General features: G+C 51.5%; 14 protein-coding genes. 10 read left to right on the top strand and 4 right to left on the bottom strand.

From position 1 onward, the window contains the following. The first annotated feature begins 124 nt into the window (after window positions 1–124). The 8 genes from lrp to OGY83_RS08500 all read left to right on the top strand — a co-directional run bounded on the left by lrp (window position 125) and on the right by OGY83_RS08500 (window position 12,454). Window positions 125–619 (top strand): leucine-responsive transcriptional regulator Lrp, encoded by a 495-nt coding sequence (gene lrp / locus OGY83_RS08535; RefSeq protein WP_000228473.1) that lies wholly within the window; start codon window positions 125–127, stop codon window positions 617–619. Between the two features lie 134 nt (window positions 620–753). Further along, window positions 754–4,818 (top strand): DNA translocase FtsK, encoded by a 4,065-nt coding sequence (gene ftsK, locus OGY83_RS08530; RefSeq protein ID WP_286635690.1) that lies wholly within the window; start codon window positions 754–756, stop codon window positions 4,816–4,818. 111 nt (window positions 4,819–4,929) lie between these two features. Further along, on the top strand, window positions 4,930–5,541 hold the full coding sequence (lolA, locus tag OGY83_RS08525; RefSeq protein WP_003831898.1) for an outer membrane lipoprotein periplasmic chaperone LolA: 612 nt from the start codon (window positions 4,930–4,932) through the stop codon (window positions 5,539–5,541). 10 nt (window positions 5,542–5,551) lie between these two features. Then, window positions 5,552–6,895 (top strand): replication-associated recombination protein RarA, encoded by a 1,344-nt coding sequence (gene rarA / locus OGY83_RS08520; RefSeq protein WP_286635689.1) that lies wholly within the window; start codon window positions 5,552–5,554, stop codon window positions 6,893–6,895. Window positions 6,896–6,987: 92 nt separating this feature from the next. Further along, window positions 6,988–8,280 (top strand): serine--tRNA ligase, encoded by a 1,293-nt coding sequence (gene serS, locus OGY83_RS08515; protein WP_003831902.1) that lies wholly within the window; start codon window positions 6,988–6,990, stop codon window positions 8,278–8,280. 236 nt (window positions 8,281–8,516) lie between these two features. Then, window positions 8,517–10,961: a dimethylsulfoxide reductase subunit A gene (gene dmsA / locus OGY83_RS08510; protein ID WP_286635688.1), complete on the top strand. Its 2,445-nt coding sequence runs from the start codon at window positions 8,517–8,519 to the stop codon at window positions 10,959–10,961. A 10-nt stretch (window positions 10,962–10,971) separates the two neighbouring features. Further along, window positions 10,972–11,589, top strand: coding sequence for a dimethylsulfoxide reductase iron-sulfur subunit DmsB (gene dmsB, locus OGY83_RS08505; protein ID WP_003831905.1), 618 nt, complete (start codon window positions 10,972–10,974; stop codon window positions 11,587–11,589). Between the two features lies 1 nt (window position 11,590). Continuing rightward, window positions 11,591–12,454: a dimethyl sulfoxide reductase anchor subunit family protein gene (locus OGY83_RS08500; RefSeq protein WP_286635687.1), complete on the top strand. Its 864-nt coding sequence runs from the start codon at window positions 11,591–11,593 to the stop codon at window positions 12,452–12,454. Window positions 12,455–12,564: 110 nt separating this feature from the next. On the opposite strand, the gene ycaC is transcribed toward OGY83_RS08500, so the two are convergent. Continuing rightward, entirely contained in the window at window positions 12,565–13,191 is a 627-nt protein-coding gene (ycaC, locus tag OGY83_RS08495) for an isochorismate family cysteine hydrolase YcaC (protein WP_003035746.1), read from the bottom strand. Between the two features lie 385 nt (window positions 13,192–13,576). Between ycaC and OGY83_RS08490 the strand changes: the two genes are divergently transcribed. Both OGY83_RS08490 and OGY83_RS08485 read left to right on the top strand, forming a co-directional pair. Further along, on the top strand, window positions 13,577–14,725 hold the full coding sequence (locus OGY83_RS08490) for an MFS transporter (protein ID WP_079936792.1): 1,149 nt from the start codon (window positions 13,577–13,579) through the stop codon (window positions 14,723–14,725). Window positions 14,726–14,938: 213 nt separating this feature from the next. Then, window positions 14,939–16,360, top strand: a complete 1,422-nt coding sequence (locus tag OGY83_RS08485; protein ID WP_003035749.1) for an amino acid permease — start codon at window positions 14,939–14,941, stop codon at window positions 16,358–16,360. A gap of 118 nt (window positions 16,361–16,478) precedes the next feature. Here OGY83_RS08485 and pflA read toward each other — a convergent pair whose 3' ends face one another. From pflA to focA, 3 genes are all read right to left on the bottom strand, one after another. After that, entirely contained in the window at window positions 16,479–17,219 is a 741-nt protein-coding gene (pflA, locus tag OGY83_RS08480) for a pyruvate formate lyase 1-activating protein (protein ID WP_003035751.1), read from the bottom strand. Between the two features lie 310 nt (window positions 17,220–17,529). Then, on the bottom strand, window positions 17,530–19,812 hold the full coding sequence (pflB, locus tag OGY83_RS08475) for a formate C-acetyltransferase (RefSeq protein ID WP_191233871.1): 2,283 nt from the start codon (window positions 19,810–19,812) through the stop codon (window positions 17,530–17,532). Between the two features lie 59 nt (window positions 19,813–19,871). Next, the gene (focA, locus tag OGY83_RS08470; protein WP_003831909.1) at window positions 19,872–20,729 is read right to left on the bottom strand and encodes a formate transporter FocA; all 858 of its coding nucleotides are present in this window, start codon (window positions 20,727–20,729) and stop codon (window positions 19,872–19,874) included. Window positions 20,730–20,975 lie beyond the last annotated feature (246 nt).

The raw sequence follows: 20,975 nt of genomic DNA, 5'->3' as shown, positions 1-20,975 counted from the left end.
AACCCAGACATTGCGAACCGAAAATCCCTCTGGGTTGCGGTTTATTTTGATGGGGAGCGACTCTGAACAGTGATGTTGGTAGAGTCAGGCAGGAGTAGGGAAGGAATACAGAGAGACAATAATAATGGTAGATAGTAAGAAGCGCCCTGGCAAAGATCTCGACCGTATCGATCGTAACATTCTTAATGAGCTGCAAAAGGATGGGCGTATTTCTAACGTCGAGCTTTCTAAACGTGTGGGACTTTCACCAACGCCCTGCCTTGAGCGTGTGCGTCGGTTGGAAAGACAGGGTTTCATTCAGGGCTATACAGCGCTGTTAAACCCACATTATCTGGATGCATCACTTCTGGTTTTTGTTGAGATTACTCTGAATCGTGGCGCTCCGGATGTGTTTGAACAATTTAACACTGCGGTACAAAAACTTGAAGAAATTCAAGAGTGTCATTTGGTTTCCGGTGATTTCGACTATTTGCTGAAAACACGCGTACCGGATATGTCGGCATACCGTAAGCTGTTGGGGGAAACCCTGCTGCGTCTGCCTGGCGTGAATGACACACGTACCTATGTAGTAATGGAAGAAGTCAAACAGAGCAATCGTCTGGTAATTAAGACGCGCTAACACGGAACAGGTGCAAAATCGACGCAGTTTGATTACACTCCTGTTAATCCATACAGCAACAGTGCCGGGGCAACCCGGTGCTGTTGTCCGTTTTAGCATCGGGCAGGAAAAGCCCGAAACCTGGAGAGCCGTTTTTGAGCCAGGAATACACTGAAGACAAAGACGTCACATTGACGAAGTTAAGCAGCGGGCGCCGACTTCTGGAAGCGCTACTGATCCTTATTGCCCTTTTTGCCGTCTGGTTGATGGCTGCCTTACTCAGCTTTAACCCTTCGGATCCCAGTTGGTCACAAACCGCCTGGCATGAGCCTATCCATAATCTGGGCGGAATACCTGGGGCATGGCTGGCGGACACGCTGTTCTTTATTTTTGGCGTCATGGCCTACACCATCCCCGTCATCATTGTCGGTGGCTGCTGGTTTGCCTGGCGACATCAGGCCAGCGATGAATACGTCGATTATTTTGCCGTCTCGCTGCGCATTATTGGCGTTCTGGCGCTGATTCTCACTTCCTGCGGGCTGGCCGCAATTAACGCCGATGACATCTGGTATTTCGCCTCTGGTGGCGTGATCGGCAGTCTGCTCAGCACTACGCTACAACCATTGCTGCACAGCAGCGGCGGCACGCTGACGTTGTTGTGCATTTGGGCTGCGGGATTAACGCTGTTCACCGGTTGGTCATGGGTGAGCATTGCGGAAAAACTGGGCGGCTGGTTACTCAATATCCTGACGTTTGCCAGCAACCGTACCCGCCGCGACGATACCTGGGTCGATGACGAAGAATATGAAGACGAAGAAGAGTCTGTCGATGCCGCTGATGGCAAACCCCATGAATCGCGCCGTGCTCGTATCCTGCGCGGTGCGTTAGCGCGCCGTAAGCGTCTGGCTGAGAAATTTACCAACCCGCTTGGCCGTCATACCGATGCGGCGCTGTTCTCCGGCAAACGCATGGATGATGAAGACGAAATTGAATACAGCGCCCGTGGCGTGGTTGCTGATCCTAACGATGTGCTGTTCTCCGGAAATCGCGCGACGCTGCCTGAATATGACGAACTTGATCCACTACTTAACGGGCACTCGGTGACCGAGCCTGTGGCTGCAGCAGCTGCAGCTACAACAGCCGCTCAGGCATGGAGCGCGCCGGTTGATCCATTGCTGCAAACGTCGCCTGTGACCAATACTGTTATGGAGCAACCGGTCCCAACCGTGGCCTGGCAACCCGTGCCTGGTCCGCAAACCGGTGATGCCACGATTGCACCAGCGCCAGAAGGTTATCCGCAACCAACCCAGTACGCGCAACCTCCGGTGCAGCAGCCGTATGAGCCATGGCAACAGCCTGTTGTGGAGGAGAGTCCGCAGCCGCAATATTACGCACCGCAGCCCGTTGAACCTGTATATGCGCAGCCAGTCGCGCCGCAGCCGGAACCTGTTTATCAATCAGAGCCCGTGCTGCAACCTGTCTATCAACAGGATCCGACATCTCAACAGAACTCCACATTCCAGCAGCCTGCTTATCAGCCGGAGTCTGTGCCGCAACCTGTTTATCAGCAGGAATCAATCCCTCAACAGAACACTACGTTCCAGCAGCCTGTGGTTGAACAACCACCAGTGGTGGAACCTGAGCCGGTGGTTGAAGAAGTTAAACCGACTCGTCCGCCGCTCTATTACTTTGAAGAAGTCGAAGAGAAACGTGCGCGTGAACGTGAGCAACTGGCCGCATGGTATCAGCCGATTCCAGAACCTGCTCAGGAGCCTGAGCGTGTTAAGCCGTCTACGCCATCTATGCCGACGACGGCATCTATACCGCCAGTTGAGTCTGTTGCTGCCGTTGCACCGCTGGCTGCCGGTGTAAAAAGCGCCGCTTTAGGGGCGGGGGCCGCTGCCGCAGCGCCTGTCTTTAGCCTTGCGGGTGGCGGTGCGCCGCGTCCGCAGGTGAAAGAGGGCATTGGCCCGCAGTTGCCGCGTCCGAATCGTGTGCGCGTGCCTACTCGTCGTGAGCTGGCTTCATATGGCATAAAACTGCCGTCACAGCGTATGGCTGAAGAGAAAGCGCGCGAAGAGCAGTTTGATACAGATGCGTACAATGACGATGAAATGGATGCAATGCAGCAGGACGAGCTGGCACGTCAGTTCGCTCAGTCGCAGCAGCATCGTTATGGCGAAGAGTATCAGGACGATACCCACCAGACTGATGACGAAGATTCAGCCGCAGAAGCGGAACTGGCTCGCCAGTTTGCTTCTTCTCAGCAGCAGCGTTATTCCGGTGAACAGCCTGCCGGAGCGAATCCGTTCTCTCTCGATGACTTTGAATTTTCGCCAATGAAAACGTTGGTGGATGAGGGTCCGCATGAGCCGCTGTTTACGCCTGGCGTAATGCCGGAGCCCGCGCCGCAGTACCAGGAACCCGTTGCGCCGCCGCAGCACTATCAGCAACCGACACAGCCAGTTGCACCACAGCAGCACTATCAGCAACCAGCGCAGCCAGTTGCACCGCAGCAGCATTATCAGCAACCGGTGCAGCCAGTTGCACCGCAGCAGCACTATCAGCAACCGGCGCAGCCAGTTGCACCGCAGCAGCACTATCAGCAACCAGCGCAGCCAGTTGCACCACAGCAGCACTATCAGCAGCCAGCGCAGCCTGTTACACCGCCGCCGCAGGATAGTCTGATCCATCCGCTGCTGATGCGTAATGGGGATAGTCGTCCGGCGCACCGTCCAAGCACGCCGCTGCCATCGTTAGATCTGCTCACGCCGCCGCCGAGTGAAGTTGAGCCGATAGATACGTTCGCACTGGAACAGATGGCACGTCTGGTGGAAGCGCGTCTGGCGGATTTCCGCATTAAAGCCGATGTGGTGAACTACTCTCCTGGCCCGGTGATTACTCGCTTTGAGCTTAATCTGGCTCCAGGGGTTAAAGCGGCGCGTATTTCTAACCTGTCACGAGATCTGGCGCGTTCATTGTCGACCGCGGCGGTGCGTGTGGTTGAGGTTATTCCAGGCAAACCGTATGTCGGACTGGAATTACCGAACAAAAAACGTCAAACCGTTTATCTGCGTGAAGTGCTGGATAACGCTAAATTCCGTGATAACTCATCTCCGCTGACAGTGGTGCTGGGCAAAGATATTGCGGGCGAACCGGTAGTGGCCGATCTGGCTAAAATGCCGCACCTGCTGGTGGCAGGGACAACCGGTTCCGGTAAGTCTGTTGGGGTGAACGCCATGATCCTCAGCATGCTCTATAAAGCGCAGCCGGAAGACGTTCGCTTTATCATGATTGACCCGAAAATGCTGGAACTTTCTGTTTATGAAGGTATTCCGCATCTGCTGACTGAAGTTGTGACCGACATGAAAGATGCCGCCAATGCCTTGCGTTGGAGCGTCAATGAAATGGAACGTCGCTACAAACTGATGTCGGCGCTTGGCGTGCGTAACCTTGCCGGTTATAACGATAAGATTGCTGAAGCCGCCCGTATGGGACGTCCAATTCCGGACCCATACTGGAAGCCGGGCGACAGCATGGATGTTCAGCATCCGGTTCTGGAAAAACTGCCGTATATCGTGGTGCTGGTGGATGAATTCGCCGACCTGATGATGACCGTTGGCAAAAAGGTGGAAGAACTGATAGCTCGTCTGGCGCAAAAAGCGCGTGCGGCAGGGATCCACCTGGTGCTGGCAACCCAGCGACCATCAGTTGACGTTATCACCGGTCTGATTAAAGCGAACATCCCGACGCGTATCGCCTTTACGGTGTCCAGTAAAATTGACTCGCGTACCATCCTTGACCAGGGCGGTGCGGAATCGCTGTTGGGTATGGGTGACATGCTTTATTCTGCACCAAACTCGACGATCCCAGTACGTGTACACGGCGCCTTTGTACGCGATGAAGAAGTTCACGCGGTGGTTCAGGACTGGAAAGCGCGCGGTCGTCCGCAATACGTTGATGGCATTACCTCTGACAGCGAAAGCGAAGGCGGCGGTGGCGGCTTTGATGGTGGCGAAGAACTGGATCCGCTGTTCGATCAGGCGGTGAACTTTGTTACTCAGAAACGCAAAGCCTCAATCTCTGGCGTTCAGCGTCAGTTCCGTATCGGTTACAACCGAGCGGCGCGCATCATCGAACAGATGGAAGCGCAGGGAATTGTCAGCGAACAAGGGCATAATGGTAATCGTGAAGTGCTGGCTCCGCCGCCCTTCGAATGATTGCAAAGTTAAGTAATTCAGTATTTTCTACTTTCCTCATGCTGATTTTTGGCCTGAAATGGATAGCAGAGGGATCTCCCCGTTGGGAGTGACGTATTTTGAGGAATAACGATGAAAAGAATCGCAATCACCTGTGCATTACTGTCGAGCTTTGTGGTGAGCAGCGTCTGGGCTGATGCTGCCAGCGACCTGAAAAGCCGTCTGGATAAAGTCAGTAGCTTCCATGCCAGCTTTACTCAGAAGGTCACGGACGGTAGCGGCGCGGCGGTGCAGGAAGGTCAGGGCGACTTATGGGTTAAACGCCCTAATCTGTTTAACTGGCATATGACGCAGCCTGACGAGAGCATTCTGGTTTCCGATGGTAAAACGCTGTGGTTCTTTAACCCGTTTGTCGAGCAGGCGACCGCGACCTGGCTGAAAGACGCCACGGGCAACACGCCGTTCATGCTGATTGCGCGTAACCAGGCCAGCGACTGGCAACAGTACAACATTAAGCAAAACGGCGACGATTTCGTGCTGACGCCAAAAACCAGCAGCGGTAACCTGAAACAGTTTACTATCAATGTTGGGCGGGACGGGACGATCCACCAATTTAGCGCCGTTGAGCAAGACGATCAGCGCAGCAGTTATCAGCTGAAATCACAGCAGAATGGTGCGATTGAACCTTCTAAATTCACCTTTACCCCGCCGCAAGGTGTAACGGTTGACGATCAACGTAAGTAGAGGCGTGTGAGTGAGCAATCTGTCGCTCGACTTTTCTGATAATACCTTTCAGCCACTGGCCGCACGCATGCGGCCAGAAAATTTAGCACAGTACATCGGCCAGCAGCATCTGCTGGCTGCAGGTAAACCCTTGCCGCGCGCCATCGAAGCCGGGCACCTGCACTCTATGATTTTATGGGGGCCGCCGGGGACGGGGAAAACCACGCTAGCCGAAGTTATTGCCCGTTACGCCAACGCCGATGTTGAACGAATTTCGGCGGTTACCTCTGGTGTAAAAGAAATTCGTGAAGCAATTGAGCGGGCGCGTCAAAATCGTAACGCGGGTCGACGTACGATCCTGTTCGTGGACGAAGTTCACCGTTTTAATAAAAGCCAGCAGGATGCGTTTTTACCGCATATTGAAGACGGCACCATCACGTTTATTGGCGCCACCACAGAAAACCCCTCGTTTGAACTTAACTCGGCACTGTTGTCGCGGGCGCGTGTTTATTTACTGAAGTCGTTAACCACCGACGATATTGAACAGGTGCTTGATCAGGCGATGTCAGATAAAGCCCGTGGTTACGGCGACCAGGATATCGTACTGCCGCCAGAGACGCGTCGGGCGATTGCCGAACTGGTTAATGGGGACGCGCGGCGAGCGCTGAATACGCTGGAAATGATGGCCGATATGGCCGAAGTTGATGATTCTGGCAAGCGCGTATTGAAACCAGAATTGCTCACTGAAATTGCCGGTGAACGCAGCGCACGCTTCGATAACAAAGGCGATCGTTTTTACGATCTCATCTCCGCATTACATAAGTCGGTTCGCGGCAGTGCTCCGGATGCAGCGCTTTATTGGTATGCACGCATCATTAGTGCAGGCGGTGACCCGCTGTATGTTGCTCGTCGCTGTCTGGCAATTGCCTCTGAAGATGTGGGCAATGCCGACCCTCGCGCCATGCAGGTGGCAATTTCCGCATGGGACTGCTTTACCCGCGTGGGACCAGCGGAAGGCGAACGTGCGATTGCACAGGCGATTGTTTATCTGGCCTGTGCGCCGAAGAGTAATGCGGTTTATACCGCCTTTAAAGCCGCGCTGGCAGATGCCCGCGAACGACCGGATTACGACGTGCCGGTCCACCTGCGCAATGCGCCGACCAAGCTGATGAAAGAAATGGGCTATGGTCAGGAGTATCGTTACGCCCATGATGAACCAAATGCCTATGCCGCTGGAGAAGAGTACTTCCCGCAGGAAATGGCACAAACGCGCTATTATCACCCCACAAACAGAGGTCTTGAAGGCAAGATTGGCGAAAAGCTCGCCTGGCTCGCCCGACAGGATCAAAATAGCCCTATAAAACGCTACCGTTAGTGTTATCGTTGCGGTAATGTTGTCTCTGTATCCCTGTGACCGCAGGCTGTGGTCACTTTCTCCTATTTTAATTCGATAAGCACAGGATAAGCATGCTCGATCCCAATCTGCTGCGTAATGAGCCAGACGCAGTCGCAGAAAAACTGGCAAGCCGGGGCTTTAAGCTGGATGTAGATAAGCTGCGCGCTCTTGAAGAGCGTCGTAAAGTTCTGCAGGTACAAACTGAAAACCTGCAGGCAGAGCGTAACTCTCGATCGAAATCCATCGGCCAGGCAAAAGCGCGCGGGGAAGATATCGAGTCTTTACGTCTGGAAGTGAACAAACTGGGCGAAGAGCTGGATGCCGCGAAAGCTGAACTTGATACCTTACAGGCCGAGATCCGCGACATTGCGCTGACCATTCCTAACCTGCCAGCGGACGACGTTCCGGTGGGTAAAGATGAAAATGACAACGTCGAAGTCAGCCGTTGGGGTACTCCGCGTGAGTTCGATTTTGAAGTGCGCGATCACGTTACCCTGGGTGAAATGCACACGGGTCTTGATTTTGCCGCTGCGGTTAAGCTGACCGGCTCTCGTTTCGTCGTGATGAAAGGGCAGATCGCGCGTATGCACCGTGCGCTGTCTCAGTTCATGCTGGATCTGCATACCGAACAGCATGGTTACAGCGAAAACTACGTTCCGTATCTGGTTAACCATGACACGCTGTACGGTACAGGCCAACTGCCGAAATTTGCTGGTGATCTGTTCCACACCCGTCCGCTGGATGAAGAAGCTGACAGCAGCAACTATGCGCTGATCCCAACGGCTGAAGTTCCGCTGACTAACCTGGTGCGTGACGAAATCATTGACGAAGATGCGCTGCCGATCAAAATGACCGCGCATACGCCGTGCTTCCGTTCTGAAGCAGGTTCTTACGGTCGTGATACCCGTGGTCTGATCCGTATGCACCAGTTCGATAAAGTTGAAATGGTGCAGATCGTTCGCCCGGAAGACTCTATGGACGCGCTGGAAGAGATGACCGGCCATGCCGAGAAGGTTCTTCAGCTGCTGGGCCTGCCGTACCGTAAGATCATCCTGTGCACAGGCGACATGGGCTTTGGCGCATGCAAAACGTACGATCTGGAAGTGTGGATCCCGGCGCAGAACACCTATCGCGAAATCTCCTCTTGCTCTAACGTGTGGGATTTCCAGGCCCGTCGCATGCAGGCGCGTTGCCGCAGCAAATCCGACAAAAAGACCCGTTTAGTACATACGCTGAACGGTTCCGGTCTGGCGGTTGGACGCACGCTGGTTGCGGTGATGGAAAACTATCAGCAGGCTGATGGCCGTATTCAGGTTCCGGAAGTGTTACGTCCGTACATGAATGGCCTGGAATTTATCGGCTAAGCTACCTTTCTTTGCTAAAAAAGCGCCTCAGGGCGCTTTTTTTATGCCCGTTTGACGTCGGACAATAACACCTACCTCCATAGGAGTAATACTGCCTTCGAATGAAAGTCAGTATTTATCTCTGTCTTTTTGCAAATTCAGTATCTACCAGTCTGAATATCGCTATTAACGCTATATAAAAATCTATACAACGAGTATTTCTCTTTTGTTTATTGTGAGCAGCAGAGTGAGCCACTATGAAAACTAAGATCCCCGATGCCATGCTGGCAGCTGAGGTTAGTCGCCGAGGTTTGGTGAAAACGACGGCGATAGGCGGACTGGCGGTGGCCAGTAGCGCGTTTACCCTGCCATTTACCCGAATTGCAAATGCTGCAGAAGCCCTTAATCCGACACAGTCCAATGAGAAAGTCATCTGGAGCGCGTGTACGGTGAACTGTGGTAGCCGCTGTCCTCTGCGTATGCACGTGGTAGACGGTGAAATAAAGTATGTTGAAACCGACAACACCGGTGATGACAACTACGACGGCTTGCACCAGGTACGTGCCTGTCTGCGTGGTCGCTCCATGCGCCGTCGCGTTTATAATCCCGACCGTCTGAAATACCCGATGAAACGCGTCGGCCAACGCGGCGAAGGTAAATTTGAACGTATCAGCTGGGATGAAGCTTACGACATCATTGCCAGCAATATGCAGCGTCTTATCAAAGACTACGGCAACGAGTCTATCTACCTGAACTACGGTACAGGTACGCTGGGCGGTACCCTGACACGCTCCTGGCCGCCGGGCAAAACGCTGGTGGCACGGTTGATGAACTGCTGTGGTGGTTACCTGAATCACTACGGTGACTACTCTTCAGCGCAAATCGCTGCCGGGTTGAACTACACCTACGGCGGCTGGGCAGACGGTAACAGCCCGTCCGACATTGAAAACAGCAAGTTGGTGGTTCTGTTCGGGAATAACCCAGGTGAAACCCGTATGAGCGGGGGTGGGGTAACCTATTACCTTGAACAGGCGCGACAGAAATCCAATGCCCGCATGATCATTATCGATCCTCGCTACACGGATACTGGCGCGGGTCGTGAAGATGAGTGGATCCCGATCCGCCCAGGTACCGATGCGGCGCTGGTTAATGGTCTGGCGTATGTGCTGATCACCGAAAACATGGTCGATCAACCGTTCCTTGACAAATATTGCGTGGGTTACGACGAGAAAACCTTACCGGCCAACGCACCGAAAAACGGTCACTATAAGGCGTATATTCTTGGGCAGGGCAAAGACGGTATCGCTAAGACCCCGGAATGGGCAGCGCAAATTACAGGTATTCCTGCTGAACGAATCGTCAAACTGGCCCGTGAAATCGGTAGCGCTAAACCGGCATACATCAGCCAGGGGTGGGGACCGCAGCGTCATGCTAACGGTGAAATAGCGACCCGTGCCATTTCTATGCTGGCTATTCTGACCGGTAACGTTGGGATTAACGGCGGCAACAGCGGGGCGCGTGAGGGCTCATATAGTTTGCCGTTTGAACGTATGCCTACGCTGGAAAACCCTGTAGAAACCAGCATCTCTATGTTTATGTGGACGGACGCCATTGAGCGAGGTCCGGAGATGACGGCGCTGCGTGACGGTGTTCGTGGGAAAGATAAACTCGATGTTCCGATTAAGATGATCTGGAACTATGCGGGTAACTGCCTGATTAACCAGCACTCTGACATCAACCGCACACATGAAATCCTGCAGGACGATAAGAAGTGCGAGATGATCGTTGTCATCGACTGCCATATGACCTCCTCGGCGAAATATGCGGATATTTTGCTGCCGGACTGCACCGCTTCGGAGCAGATGGACTTCGCACTGGATGCCTCCTGCGGAAATATGTCGTATGTGATTTTCACCGATCAGGCGATCAAACCACGCTTCGAATGCAAGACTATCTACCAGATGACCAGCGAGCTGGCGAAACGCCTTGGCGTTGAGCAGCAGTTTACAGAAGGTCGTACTCAGGAAGAGTGGATGCGTCATCTCTACGAGCAGTCGCGCAAAGCCATTCCCGAACTGCCAACGTTTGAAGAATTCCGCAAGCAGGGGATCTTTAAACAGCGCGACCCGCAAGGGCATCATGTGGCGTACAAGGCGTTCCGTGAGGATCCTAAAGCTAATCCGCTGACCACGCCGTCAGGTAAGATCGAAATTTATTCGCAGCAGCTTGCCGAGATCGCGTCAACCTGGGAACTGCCGGAAGGTGATGTGATCGATCCGCTGCCGATTTATACCCCAGGCTTTGAGAGCTTAAACGATCCTCTGGTGGAGAAATTCCCTCTGCAGTTGACCGGTTTCCACTACAAGTCTCGCGTCCACTCGACCTATGGCAACGTGGATGTTCTGAAAGCATCCTGCCGCCAGGAAATGTGGATCAACCCGATGGATGCACAGCGGCGCGGCATTAACAACGGCGACAAGGTGTGCATCTTTAACGATCGTGGTGAAGTGCATATCGAGGCGAAAGTAACGCCGCGTATGATGCCAGGCGTGGTGGCATTGGGCGAAGGGGCGTGGTATGACCCGGACGCAAAACGCGTGGACCAGGGCGGTTGTATTAACGTCCTGACGACCCAGCGTCCGTCTCCTCTCGCGAAGGGGAATCCATCACACACGAACCTTGTTCAGGTTGAAAAGGTGTAAGGAGTAACCGATGACAACCCAGTATGGATTTTTTATTGATTCCAGCCGTTGCACCGGTTGCAAAACCTGCGAACTGGCCTGCAAAGATTTCAAAAATTTAACCCCTGAAGTCAGCTTCCGCCGCATTTATGAGTACGCGGGCGGTGACTGGCAGGAAGACAACGGCGTCTGGCATCAGAACGTCTTTGCCTATTACCTCTCCATTGCGTGTAACCACTGTGAAGACCCGGCCTGTACCAAGGTGTGTCCGAGCGGTGCGATGCACAAACGTGAAGATGGCTTTGTCGTTGTCGATGAAGATGTGTGCATCGGCTGCCGCTATTGCCACATGGCCTGTCCTTACGGCGCACCACAGTACAATGCTGACAAAGGGCACATGACCAAATGCGATGGCTGCCATGAGCGCGTCGCTGAAGGTAAGAAGCCTATTTGCGTCGAGTCCTGTCCACTGCGTGCGCTGGATTTTGGCCCAATTGATGAACTGCGCAAGAAACACGGTACTTTGGCTGCGGTTGCGCCACTGCCGGGAGCGCACTTTACCAAACCGAGTATTGTCATCAAACCTAACGCCAATAGCCGCCCAACCGGGGATACCACAGGTTATCTGGCCAATCCGAAGGAGGTGTAAGATGGGAAGTGGATGGCATGAATGGCCGCTGATGATCTTCACGGTCTTCGGACAGTGTGTGGTTGGCGGTTTTATTGTTCTGGCGCTGGCGTTGATGAAAGGTGACTTACGCCCAGAATCGCAGCAGCGCGTGATTACCTGTATGTTTGGGTTGTGGGTATTAATGGGCATTGGTTTTATTGCCTCCATGCTCCACCTGGGCTCACCGATGCGTGCCTTTAACTCTCTCAATCGCATTGGGTCATCTGCGTTGAGTAACGAAATTGCCAGCGGCTCACTCTTCTTTGCTGTTGGCGGTATCGGCTGGCTGCTGGCTATGATGAAAAAAGTGTCGCCCGCATTACGCAATCTGTGGTTAGTTGTCACCATGGTGCTTGGTGTGGTTTTTGTCTGGATGATGGTGCGCGTGTATAACACCATTGATACCGTACCGACCTGGTACAGCGTCTGGACACCGCTGGGCTTCTTCCTGACGATGTTTATGGCCGGTCCGCTGCTGGGATATCTGTTACTGAGAATTGCTGGCGTGGATGGTTGGGCGATGCGCCTGCTGCCGGCTATATCAGTGCTTGCTCTGGTCGTGAGCGCCATCATGTCGGTAATGCAGGGAACTGAACTGGCGACGATCCACAGTTCGATTCAACAGGCATCTGCACTGGTTCCGGATTACGGTTCGCTGATGGCGTGGCGGATTGTGGCACTGGCGTTAGCGCTGTGCTGCTGGATAGTACCGCAGGTGAAGGGTTACCAGCCTGCCGTTCCACTGCTTTCCGTCGCGTTTATTCTGCTGTTGGTCGGCGAGCTGATTGGTCGTGGCGTATTCTACGGGCTGCATATGACCGTCGGTATGGCGGTGGCAAGTTAATTCATAATATGCCGGATGGCGGCTCGCGTTTTATCAAGCCTAAAGTATCCGTAGGCCTTAACGCTGCGCGCCATTCGGCAATATGTCAGGCCAGGGGTTTGCCCCAGTCTTTACTTCTGCTTAGTTAACGTGTCATAGCTGGTCATCAGATTGCGATAATCCGGAATGTGATTAGAGAACAACGTCGCCAGACCTTCGATATCGTTGCGCCAGTCGCGGTGCAGTTCGCACGCTACTCCGAACCATGTCATCAATTGAGCGCCTGCTTGAGACATCCGATCCCATGCTGAATGGCGGGTAATTTCATTAAACGTACCTGAAGCATCGGTGACAACAAAAACGTCAAAACCTTCTTCAATAGCCGAGAGCGCAGGGAAGGCGACGCAAACTTCCGTCACGACACCAGCGATAATCAGCTGCTTTTTGCCGGTCGCTTTTACTGCCTTCACGAAATCTTCGTTATCCCACGCGTTAATGTTTCCTGGGCGAGCAATATAAGGCGCATCGGGAAATTGAGCTTTCAGTTCCGGTACTAGCGGTCCGTTTGGTCCTGTTTCAAAACTGGTTGTCAGAATGGTTGGGAGGTTGAAGTATTTTGCTAAGTCACCCAGGGCTAGCACGTTGTTTTTAAATTTATCGGGATCGATATCCCGAACCAGAGAGAGCAGGCCAGCCTGATGGTCGACCAGCAGTACTGCCGCATTGTCTTTATCAAGTCTTACGTAAGGTTTAGTCATGGTATTTCTCCTGTTCAGTATCCGTGGGGGAAATTTGATGAGTTTAAGTCTACGAAAAGAACGATATTTGGATTAGATAGATAAATAAGAACTCACAGTTCTATTTTGGAGACAATGCAGCTCAGCATCCCGCATAGAGTTTAGTAAGAAATAAAAGTAAGGGGAGTCCATGAAATTTTTCGACTGAACGTAACGCGAGATTTTTGTTTTAGATCAATAAAAACAAGCAGATGTGTTTTTGTGTTTTTTATCTATTCACATTAAGAATCAGTAATGCAAATCGATCGACCAGAAAGCGCCTCAGCCCTCTGATTACGCCGATTGACAATGTTTTTAGCGGTGGCATGATGCGCATGAAATTTGAACTTCCTCACGGTTTTTATTCATGTCCACCTATACCCGTCCCGTCATGCTATTGCTGTGCGGGCTACTTCTGTTGACCTTGGCGATCGCCGTGTTAAACACGCTCGTCCCGCTTTGGCTCGCCCATGAAAATCTGCCCACCTGGCAGGTAGGTGTGGTGAGCTCGTCTTATTTTACCGGTAATCTGGTAGGGACGTTGCTGACAGGGTATTTAATAAAGCACCTTGGTTTTAACCGCAGCTATTACATCGCCTCGCTTATTTTTGCAGCGGGTTGTGTCGGGCTGGGGATTATGGTGGGATTCTGGAGCTGGATGACCTGGCGTTTTATCGCTGGTGTTGGCTGCGCCATGATCTGGGTGGTCGTGGAAAGCGCGCTGATGTGCAGCGGGACGTCACGTAATCGCGGACGATTACTTGCCGCCTATATGATGATCTATTACGTGGGTACGTTTTTAGGCCAACTGCTGGTCAGTAAAGTATCAACAGAATTGATGAACGTCCTGCCGTGGGTGACGGGTACTATCCTGGCGGGTGTTCTGCCATTGCTCTTTACGCGCATCGCCAATCAGCAGGGTGATGAACAGCAATCTACGCCTATTGCCTCCATGCTGAAGCTGCGTCAGGCGCGTCTGGGTGTTAATGGCTGCATTATTTCCGGGATCGTGCTGGGATCTTTGTATGGTTTGATGCCGCTGTATCTCAATCATCAAGGAGTGAGTAACGCCAGCATTGGTTTCTGGATGGCGGTTTTGGTAAGTGCCGGTATTCTGGGACAATGGCCGATTGGCCGTCTGGCGGACAAGCTGGGACGCCTGTTGGTTTTACGCGTCCAGGTTTTCGTGGTGATCGTCGGAAGTATCGCCATGCTGAATCAGGCGGCGATGGCGCCTGCGTTGTTTATGTTGGGTGCGGCAGGTTTTACCCTCTATCCGGTCGCGATGGCCTGGGCCTGTGAAAAGGTAGAACATCATCAACTGGTCGCCATGAATCAGGCATTGTTATTGAGCTATACCGTGGGCAGTCTGCTGGGTCCTTCATTTACAGCGATGCTGATGCAGAATTATTCAGATAGCTTGCTGTTTATCATGATTGCCAGCGTATCGTTTATTTATTTACTGATGCTGCTGCGTAAGACGGGCCATACGCCCAATTCTATTGCGCACATTTGATGTGATTTAACAGAATATGAACAGGTTCCCATACATATTGTTTATGTATGCTTTATGGGAACCTGCATTATTTAATCACACACTTCTGTCCTGAAAATAAAGTGTGCAGAAGGTTATAGTTTTACATCCTGCCGTTTCCGCTCTCTCATTTTACCGCGCATAATCCCACGCCTCATTTATTGATAATCAAAAAGCTTCCTCGAAGGATCGCGTATGGCTGGTGTGCAGGAAAAACAATTGCGATGGTACAACATTGCATTGATGTCATTTATTACCGTTTGGGGTTTTGGCAACGTCGTTAACAACTATGCTAATCAGGGATTGGTTGTTGTCTCCTCCTGGATATTTATTTTCGCGCTCTATTTTATTCCTTATGCGTTGATCGTCGGGCAGCTTGGCTCAACCTTTAAAGAGGGTAAAGGCGGCGTCAGTACCTGGATTAAACATACCATGGGGCCAGGGTTGGCCTATCTTGCTGCCTGGACCTATTGGGTTGTGCATATACCTTATCTGGCGCAAAAACCGCAGGCTATTCTGATTGCGCTGGGATGGGCGCTGAAGGGCGATGGTTCGCTGATAAAAGAGTACACCGTCGTGGCGTTGCAGGGGCTGACGCTGGCACTGTTTGTCTTTTTCATGTGGGTTGCGTCCCGTGGCATGAAGTCGCTGAAAATTGTTGGGTCAGTGGCGGGTATCGCGATGTTTGTGATGTCCATTTTGTATGTCGTGATGGCGGTAACTGCGCCTGCAATTACGGATGTACAGATAGCGACAACCAATATCACCTGGGAATCGTTTATCCCGCACATCGATTTTACCTACATTACCACGATCTCCATGCTGGTCTTTGCCGTGGGCGGCGCGGAGAAAATTTCACCCTACGTTAATCAGACACGTAATCCGGGCAAAGAATTTCCGAAAGGGATGCTCGTTCTGGCTGTTATGGTAGCGGTATGCGCGATTCTCGGGTCGCTGGCTATGGGAATGATGTTTGACTCCCGGCATATTCCAGATGACCTGATGACGAATGGTCAATATTACGCCTTCCAGAAATTGGGTGAGTATTATGGCATGGGTAATTCGCTGATGGTTATTTACGCGATTGCCAATACGCTGGGACAGATTGCGGCATTGGTATTTTCTATTGATGCACCACTTAAAGTTCTGCTGGGCGATGCCGATCGTAAATATATTCCCGAGAGCCTGTGTAAAACCAACGCTTCCGGTACGCCGGTAAATGGTTATATTCTGACTCTGGTGCTGGTGGCGATTCTGATTATGTTGCCAACACTAGGAATTGGCGACATGAACAATTTGTATAAATGGCTATTGAATCTTAACTCTGTCGTGATGCCATTGCGTTATTTATGGGTGTTTGTGGCGTTCATTGCCGTTATTCGCCTGGCGCAAAAATATAAATCGGAATATGTCTTTATTCGCAACCGATCGCTTGCGATGACCGTAGGGATCTGGTGCTTCGCCTTTACCGCCTTTGCCTGTCTGACCGGGATCTTCCCGAAAATGGAAGCCTTTACCCCTGAGTGGACATTCCAGCTCACGCTGAATATTGTGACGCCATTTGTGCTGGTTGGATTGGGATTAATTTTCCCGCTACTGGCGAGAAGAGGGCGCTAAAGACGAGAGCAGGAGATAGCGTCGCTTTCTCCTGTTAACCGCACCTTCGATTCAAATATTGTCGCTTAGATAGCAAAACGGCTGCCATTTGGGGCAGCCGTTTCGTGGAGGCTAAAACTCAATACATCACTTTATGTCCATATTGCTCGAGAATGCCCTTCACGCGCTCCATGGTCTCTTTCTTTGGTGGTTTGACGCCATCCAGTTTGTACTCTTCGCCCATTGCCACCCATTTGTGTTTGCCCAGTTCGTGGTAAGGCAGCAGCTCGATTTTTTCAACGTTGCCCATATCGCGGGTAAATTCGCCGAGACGGTGTGCGGAGTCGTCGTCATCAGACCAGCCAGGGACGACAACATAGCGGATCCACACTTTGATGTCTTTGTTTGACAGGTAACGCGCGAACTCCAGCGTACGATGGTTAGATACGCCGACCAGATTCTGATGGATTTCATCGTTCATCTGTTTGAGATCGAGCATGACCAGGTCGGTGACTTCCAGCAGCTCATCGATCACCGGATCGTAGCGGCGAACAAAACCGTTAGTATCCAGACAGGTATGAATACCTTCTTTTTTACAGGCGCGGAACCAGTCACGTACGAATTCAGCTTGCAGGATAGCTTCGCCGCCGGACGCCGTCACGCCACCGCCGGATGCGTTCATAAAGTGACGATAGGTCACCACTTCTTTCATTAATTCGTCGACGGTGACTTCTTTACCGCCGTGCGTATCCCACGTGTCTCGGTTATGGCAATACAGGCAGCGCATCAGGCAGCCCTGAAAGAAGGTAATAAAGCGGATGCCCGGGCCATCAACAGTGCCACAGGATTCAAAGGAGTGAATGCGACCAATAACTGACATTGCGGTGTTTCTCCAGGTGTGGCCCATCCGGGGCCAGTGTTAGTGCACAGTTATTAACTGTGTCGAGTCTGTTTTGGCTGTTATCCATACTTTTCGTCTTTCAAGCTGCATCTTTGTTAGCTTCCTTCGCTCACCCCAGTCACGTACTTCTGTACGCTCCAGGGGATTCACTCCGTTGCTGCCTCAATGCAACTCGAAATCCATCGAATATATAAGTATAGATAGCTGACAAAGCAGGCTATTAAAAAGGCCCCACTTACGTGGAGCCTTTATTGTACGCTTTTTAAAGTACGATTTCAGTCAAAACCAATTACATGGTCTGAGTGAAGGTACGAGTAATAACGTCCTGCTGCTGTTCTTTAGTCAGGGAGTTAAAACGTACTGCGTAGCCAGAAACGCGGATGGTCAGCTGCGGATATTTTTCCGGATGTTCCATCGCATCCAGCAGCATTTCACGGTTCATGACGTTCACGTTCAGGTGCTGACCACCTTCGATGGACGCTTCGTGGTGGAAGTAACCATCCATCAGACCCGCCAGGTTGGTCTTACGAACTTCGTCGTCTTTACCCAGAGCGTTCGGAACGATAGAGAAGGTGTAAGAGATACCATCTTTAGCGTAAGCAAACGGCAGTTTAGCAACGGAGGTCAGAGAGGCAACAGCACCTTTCTGGTCACGGCCGTGCATTGGGTTAGCACCCGGTCCGAACGGCGCGCCAGCACGACGACCATCTGGGGTGTTACCAGTTTTCTTACCATAAACCACGTTAGAGGTGATGGTCAGAACAGACTGAGTCGGGATAGCGTTACGATAAGTAGTCAGTTTCTGAATTTTCTTCATGAAACGTTCTACCAGGTCAACTGCCATGTCATCAACGCGAGAGTCGTTGTTACCAAACTGCGGGTATTCGCCTTCGATTTCGAAGTCGATAGCCAGACCGTCTTCGTCACGAATCGGTTTAACTTTCGCATATTTGATTGCAGACAGGGAGTCAGCAGCAACGGACAGACCAGCGATACCACACGCCATGGTGCGGATAACGTCACGGTCGTGCAACGCCATCAGAGAGGCTTCGTAGCTGTACTTGTCGTGCATGTAGTGGATAACGTTCAGTGCAGTGACGTACTGTTTAGCCAGCCAATCCATGAAGTGATCCATGCGCTCCATAACTTCGTCGAAGTTCAGAACGTCGCCTTTGATCGGTTCAGATTTAGGACCAACCTGCATTTTCAGTTTTTCATCAACGCCACCGTTGATTGCGTACAGCATGGTTTTCGCCAGGTTTGCACGCGCACCGAAGAACTGCATTTGTTTACCAACAACCATCGGGCTTACGCAGCAAGCGATAGCGTAGTCGTCGTTGTTGAAATCCGGACGCATCAGGTCATCGTTCTCGTACTGCAGAGAAGAGGTGTCGATGGACACTTTAGCGGCGAATTTCTTGAAGTTCAGAGGCAGTTTTTCAGACCACAGAACGGTGATGTTCGGCTCCGGAGAAGGACCCATGGTGTACAGGGTGTTCAGGAAGCGGAAGCTGTTTTTGGTAACCAGAGTACGGCCATCAACGCCCATACCACCGATTGATTCAGTTGCCCAAATCGGGTCACCGGAGAACAGTTCATCATATTCAGGAGTACGCAGGAAGCGAACCATACGCAGTTTCATGACCAGGTGGTCGATCATTTCCTGTGCGTCTTGCTCGGTGATTTTGCCTGCTTTCAGGTCACGTTCGATGTAAGCATCCAGGAAGGTGGATACGCGACCGAAGGACATTGCTGCACCGTTCTGAGATTTAACTGCGGCCAGGTAGCCGAAGTAAGTCCACTGGATAGCTTCCTGAGCGTTGGTAGCCGGACCAGAGATATCGCAGCCATATTTAGCAGCCATTTCTTTGATCTGACCCAGAGCGCGGTGCTGTTCAGCGATTTCTTCACGCAGACGGATAGTTGCTTCCAGGTTTACGCCGTTTTCCAGATCGGACTGCAGAGAGACGAACTGAGCGTATTTGTCTTTCATCAGGTAGTCGATACCGTACAGCGCAACGCGACGGTAGTCACCGATGATACGGCCACGGCCATACGCATCAGGCAGACCAGTCAGAACACCGGATTTACGGCAGTTCAGAATGTCTTTGGTGTAAACATCGAATACGCCCTGGTTGTGGGTTTTGCGGTATTCGGTGAAGATTTTTTTCAGCATCGGGTCCAGTTCGCGATTGTACGCTTTGCAGGAACCTTCAACCATTTTGATGCCGCCAAACGGAATGATCGCACGTTTCAGCGGAGCTTCAGTCTGCAGACCAACAATCTTCTCGAGCGCTTTGTTGATGTAACCAGCGTCGTGAGAAGTGATGGTAGAAGCAACGGAGGTGTCAAAGTCAACAGGCGCGTGAGTGCGGTTTTCCTGTTTAACGCCTTCCATCACGCTGTCCCACAGTGCAGTGGTCGCATCAGTTGCGCCAGCCAGGAAGGACTCGTCACCCTCATACGGAGTGTAGTTTTTCTGAATGAAGTCACGTACGTTTACTTCATTCTGCCAGTCACCTTTGGTAAAACCTTCCCAGGCTGTGGCTAACTTTTCATTAAGCTCGGACATGTAACACCTACCTTCTTAAGTGGATTTTTTATTTACTGCGTGTAATGGGCATCATCAGATTAATGATGATCGTTACCACGCAGATAAATGACCCAGTATGTCAACCCGACCAACAAACCGCCGCCGATAATGTTACCGATCGTAACCGGAATCAGGTTATCGGTGATGAAATTCATCACGGTCAGGTGAGAAAAATTCTCCGGAGAAGACCCAACTGCGGTCCAGAATTCCGGGGTGGCGAAATCGCGTATTACAATACCCATAGGGATCATAAACATGTTTGCGATACTGTGCTCAAAACCGCTGGCAACAAACATTGCGACCGGTAATACCATGATAAACGCTTTGTCCATCAGGCTACGGCCCGAGTAGCTCATCCATACGGCCAGACACACCATCAGGTTAGCCAGGATACCAAGGCTCACTGCCTCAACAAAAGTATGGTGCACTTTGTGGTCGGCTGTTTGCAGAACGTTGAGCCCCCATGCGCCGTTGGCGGTCATATACTCGCCAGAAAGCCACATGAGTAACACAAAGATCAGGGCGCCAATCAGGTTGCCGACATAAACGTTAAGCCAGTTTTTCGCTAACTGACCCCAGGTAATACGACCACTGGCTTTAGCAACGACGATCAGTACGGTTGAAGTGAATAGGTCCGCACCGCAGACAACACAAAGAATCAGCCCCAGGGAAAAGCAGATACCACCTACTAATTTCGCCATGCCGAAAGGCATAGTACCAGTGCCGGTTGTGGCGGTGATATAGAAAACAAAGGCAATTGAAATGAATACACCGGCAGTAATTGCCAGATAGAACGTCTTAAGCGGATGTTTCGTTGCTTTATAGACGCCTGCTTCTTCGGCAACTTTGGCCATTGCAGCAGGTAGAATAAGATCAAAAGGGTTGTCAGCTTTCACACTAACTCTCTCTTTATTAAGTCGGCGACGAGATACTAACAAAGCATTATAGATGAGAATTTGATATAGATCATATCTCGCCTGGCTTATAGGCCCGTAAGACGCATGGTTTTTATGCGATTACGGTGTAACGTGTTGATTATCCATATAAAAATAAATTTTAAAAATTATAAAGTGAGTTGAATTTTTTCTTTCAGCCTCCTGTCGGACGGTTAATTAAAATGGAGTAATTGAGATAAAAAACCA

This window comes from Citrobacter sp. Cpo090 (assembly GCF_030332665.1).
GTDB classification, from domain to species: Bacteria; Pseudomonadota; Gammaproteobacteria; order Enterobacterales; family Enterobacteriaceae; genus Citrobacter; species Citrobacter portucalensis.
Note: the sequence above shows the minus strand (reverse complement) of the source record. Positions and strands in the feature narration are given on the sequence as shown.

Excerpts from the sequence above, each read along its gene's own strand:
- lrp (WP_000228473.1), top strand. The coding sequence starts at position 125 with ATGGTAGATAGTAAGAAGCGCCCTGGCAAAGATCTCGACCGTATCGAT.
- lolA (WP_003831898.1), top strand. The coding sequence starts at position 4,930 with ATGAAAAGAATCGCAATCACCTGTGCATTACTGTCGAGCTTTGTGGTG.
- serS (WP_003831902.1), top strand. The coding sequence starts at position 6,988 with ATGCTCGATCCCAATCTGCTGCGTAATGAGCCAGACGCAGTCGCAGAA.
- dmsA (WP_286635688.1), top strand. The coding sequence starts at position 8,517 with ATGAAAACTAAGATCCCCGATGCCATGCTGGCAGCTGAGGTTAGTCGC.
- dmsB (WP_003831905.1), top strand. The coding sequence starts at position 10,972 with ATGACAACCCAGTATGGATTTTTTATTGATTCCAGCCGTTGCACCGGT.
- OGY83_RS08500 (WP_286635687.1), top strand. The coding sequence starts at position 11,591 with ATGGGAAGTGGATGGCATGAATGGCCGCTGATGATCTTCACGGTCTTC.
- ycaC (WP_003035746.1), bottom strand. The coding sequence starts at position 13,191 with ATGACTAAACCTTACGTAAGACTTGATAAAGACAATGCGGCAGTACTG.
- OGY83_RS08490 (WP_079936792.1), top strand. The coding sequence starts at position 13,577 with ATGTCCACCTATACCCGTCCCGTCATGCTATTGCTGTGCGGGCTACTT.
- OGY83_RS08485 (WP_003035749.1), top strand. The coding sequence starts at position 14,939 with ATGGCTGGTGTGCAGGAAAAACAATTGCGATGGTACAACATTGCATTG.
- pflA (WP_003035751.1), bottom strand. The coding sequence starts at position 17,219 with ATGTCAGTTATTGGTCGCATTCACTCCTTTGAATCCTGTGGCACTGTT.
- pflB (WP_191233871.1), bottom strand. The coding sequence starts at position 19,812 with ATGTCCGAGCTTAATGAAAAGTTAGCCACAGCCTGGGAAGGTTTTACC.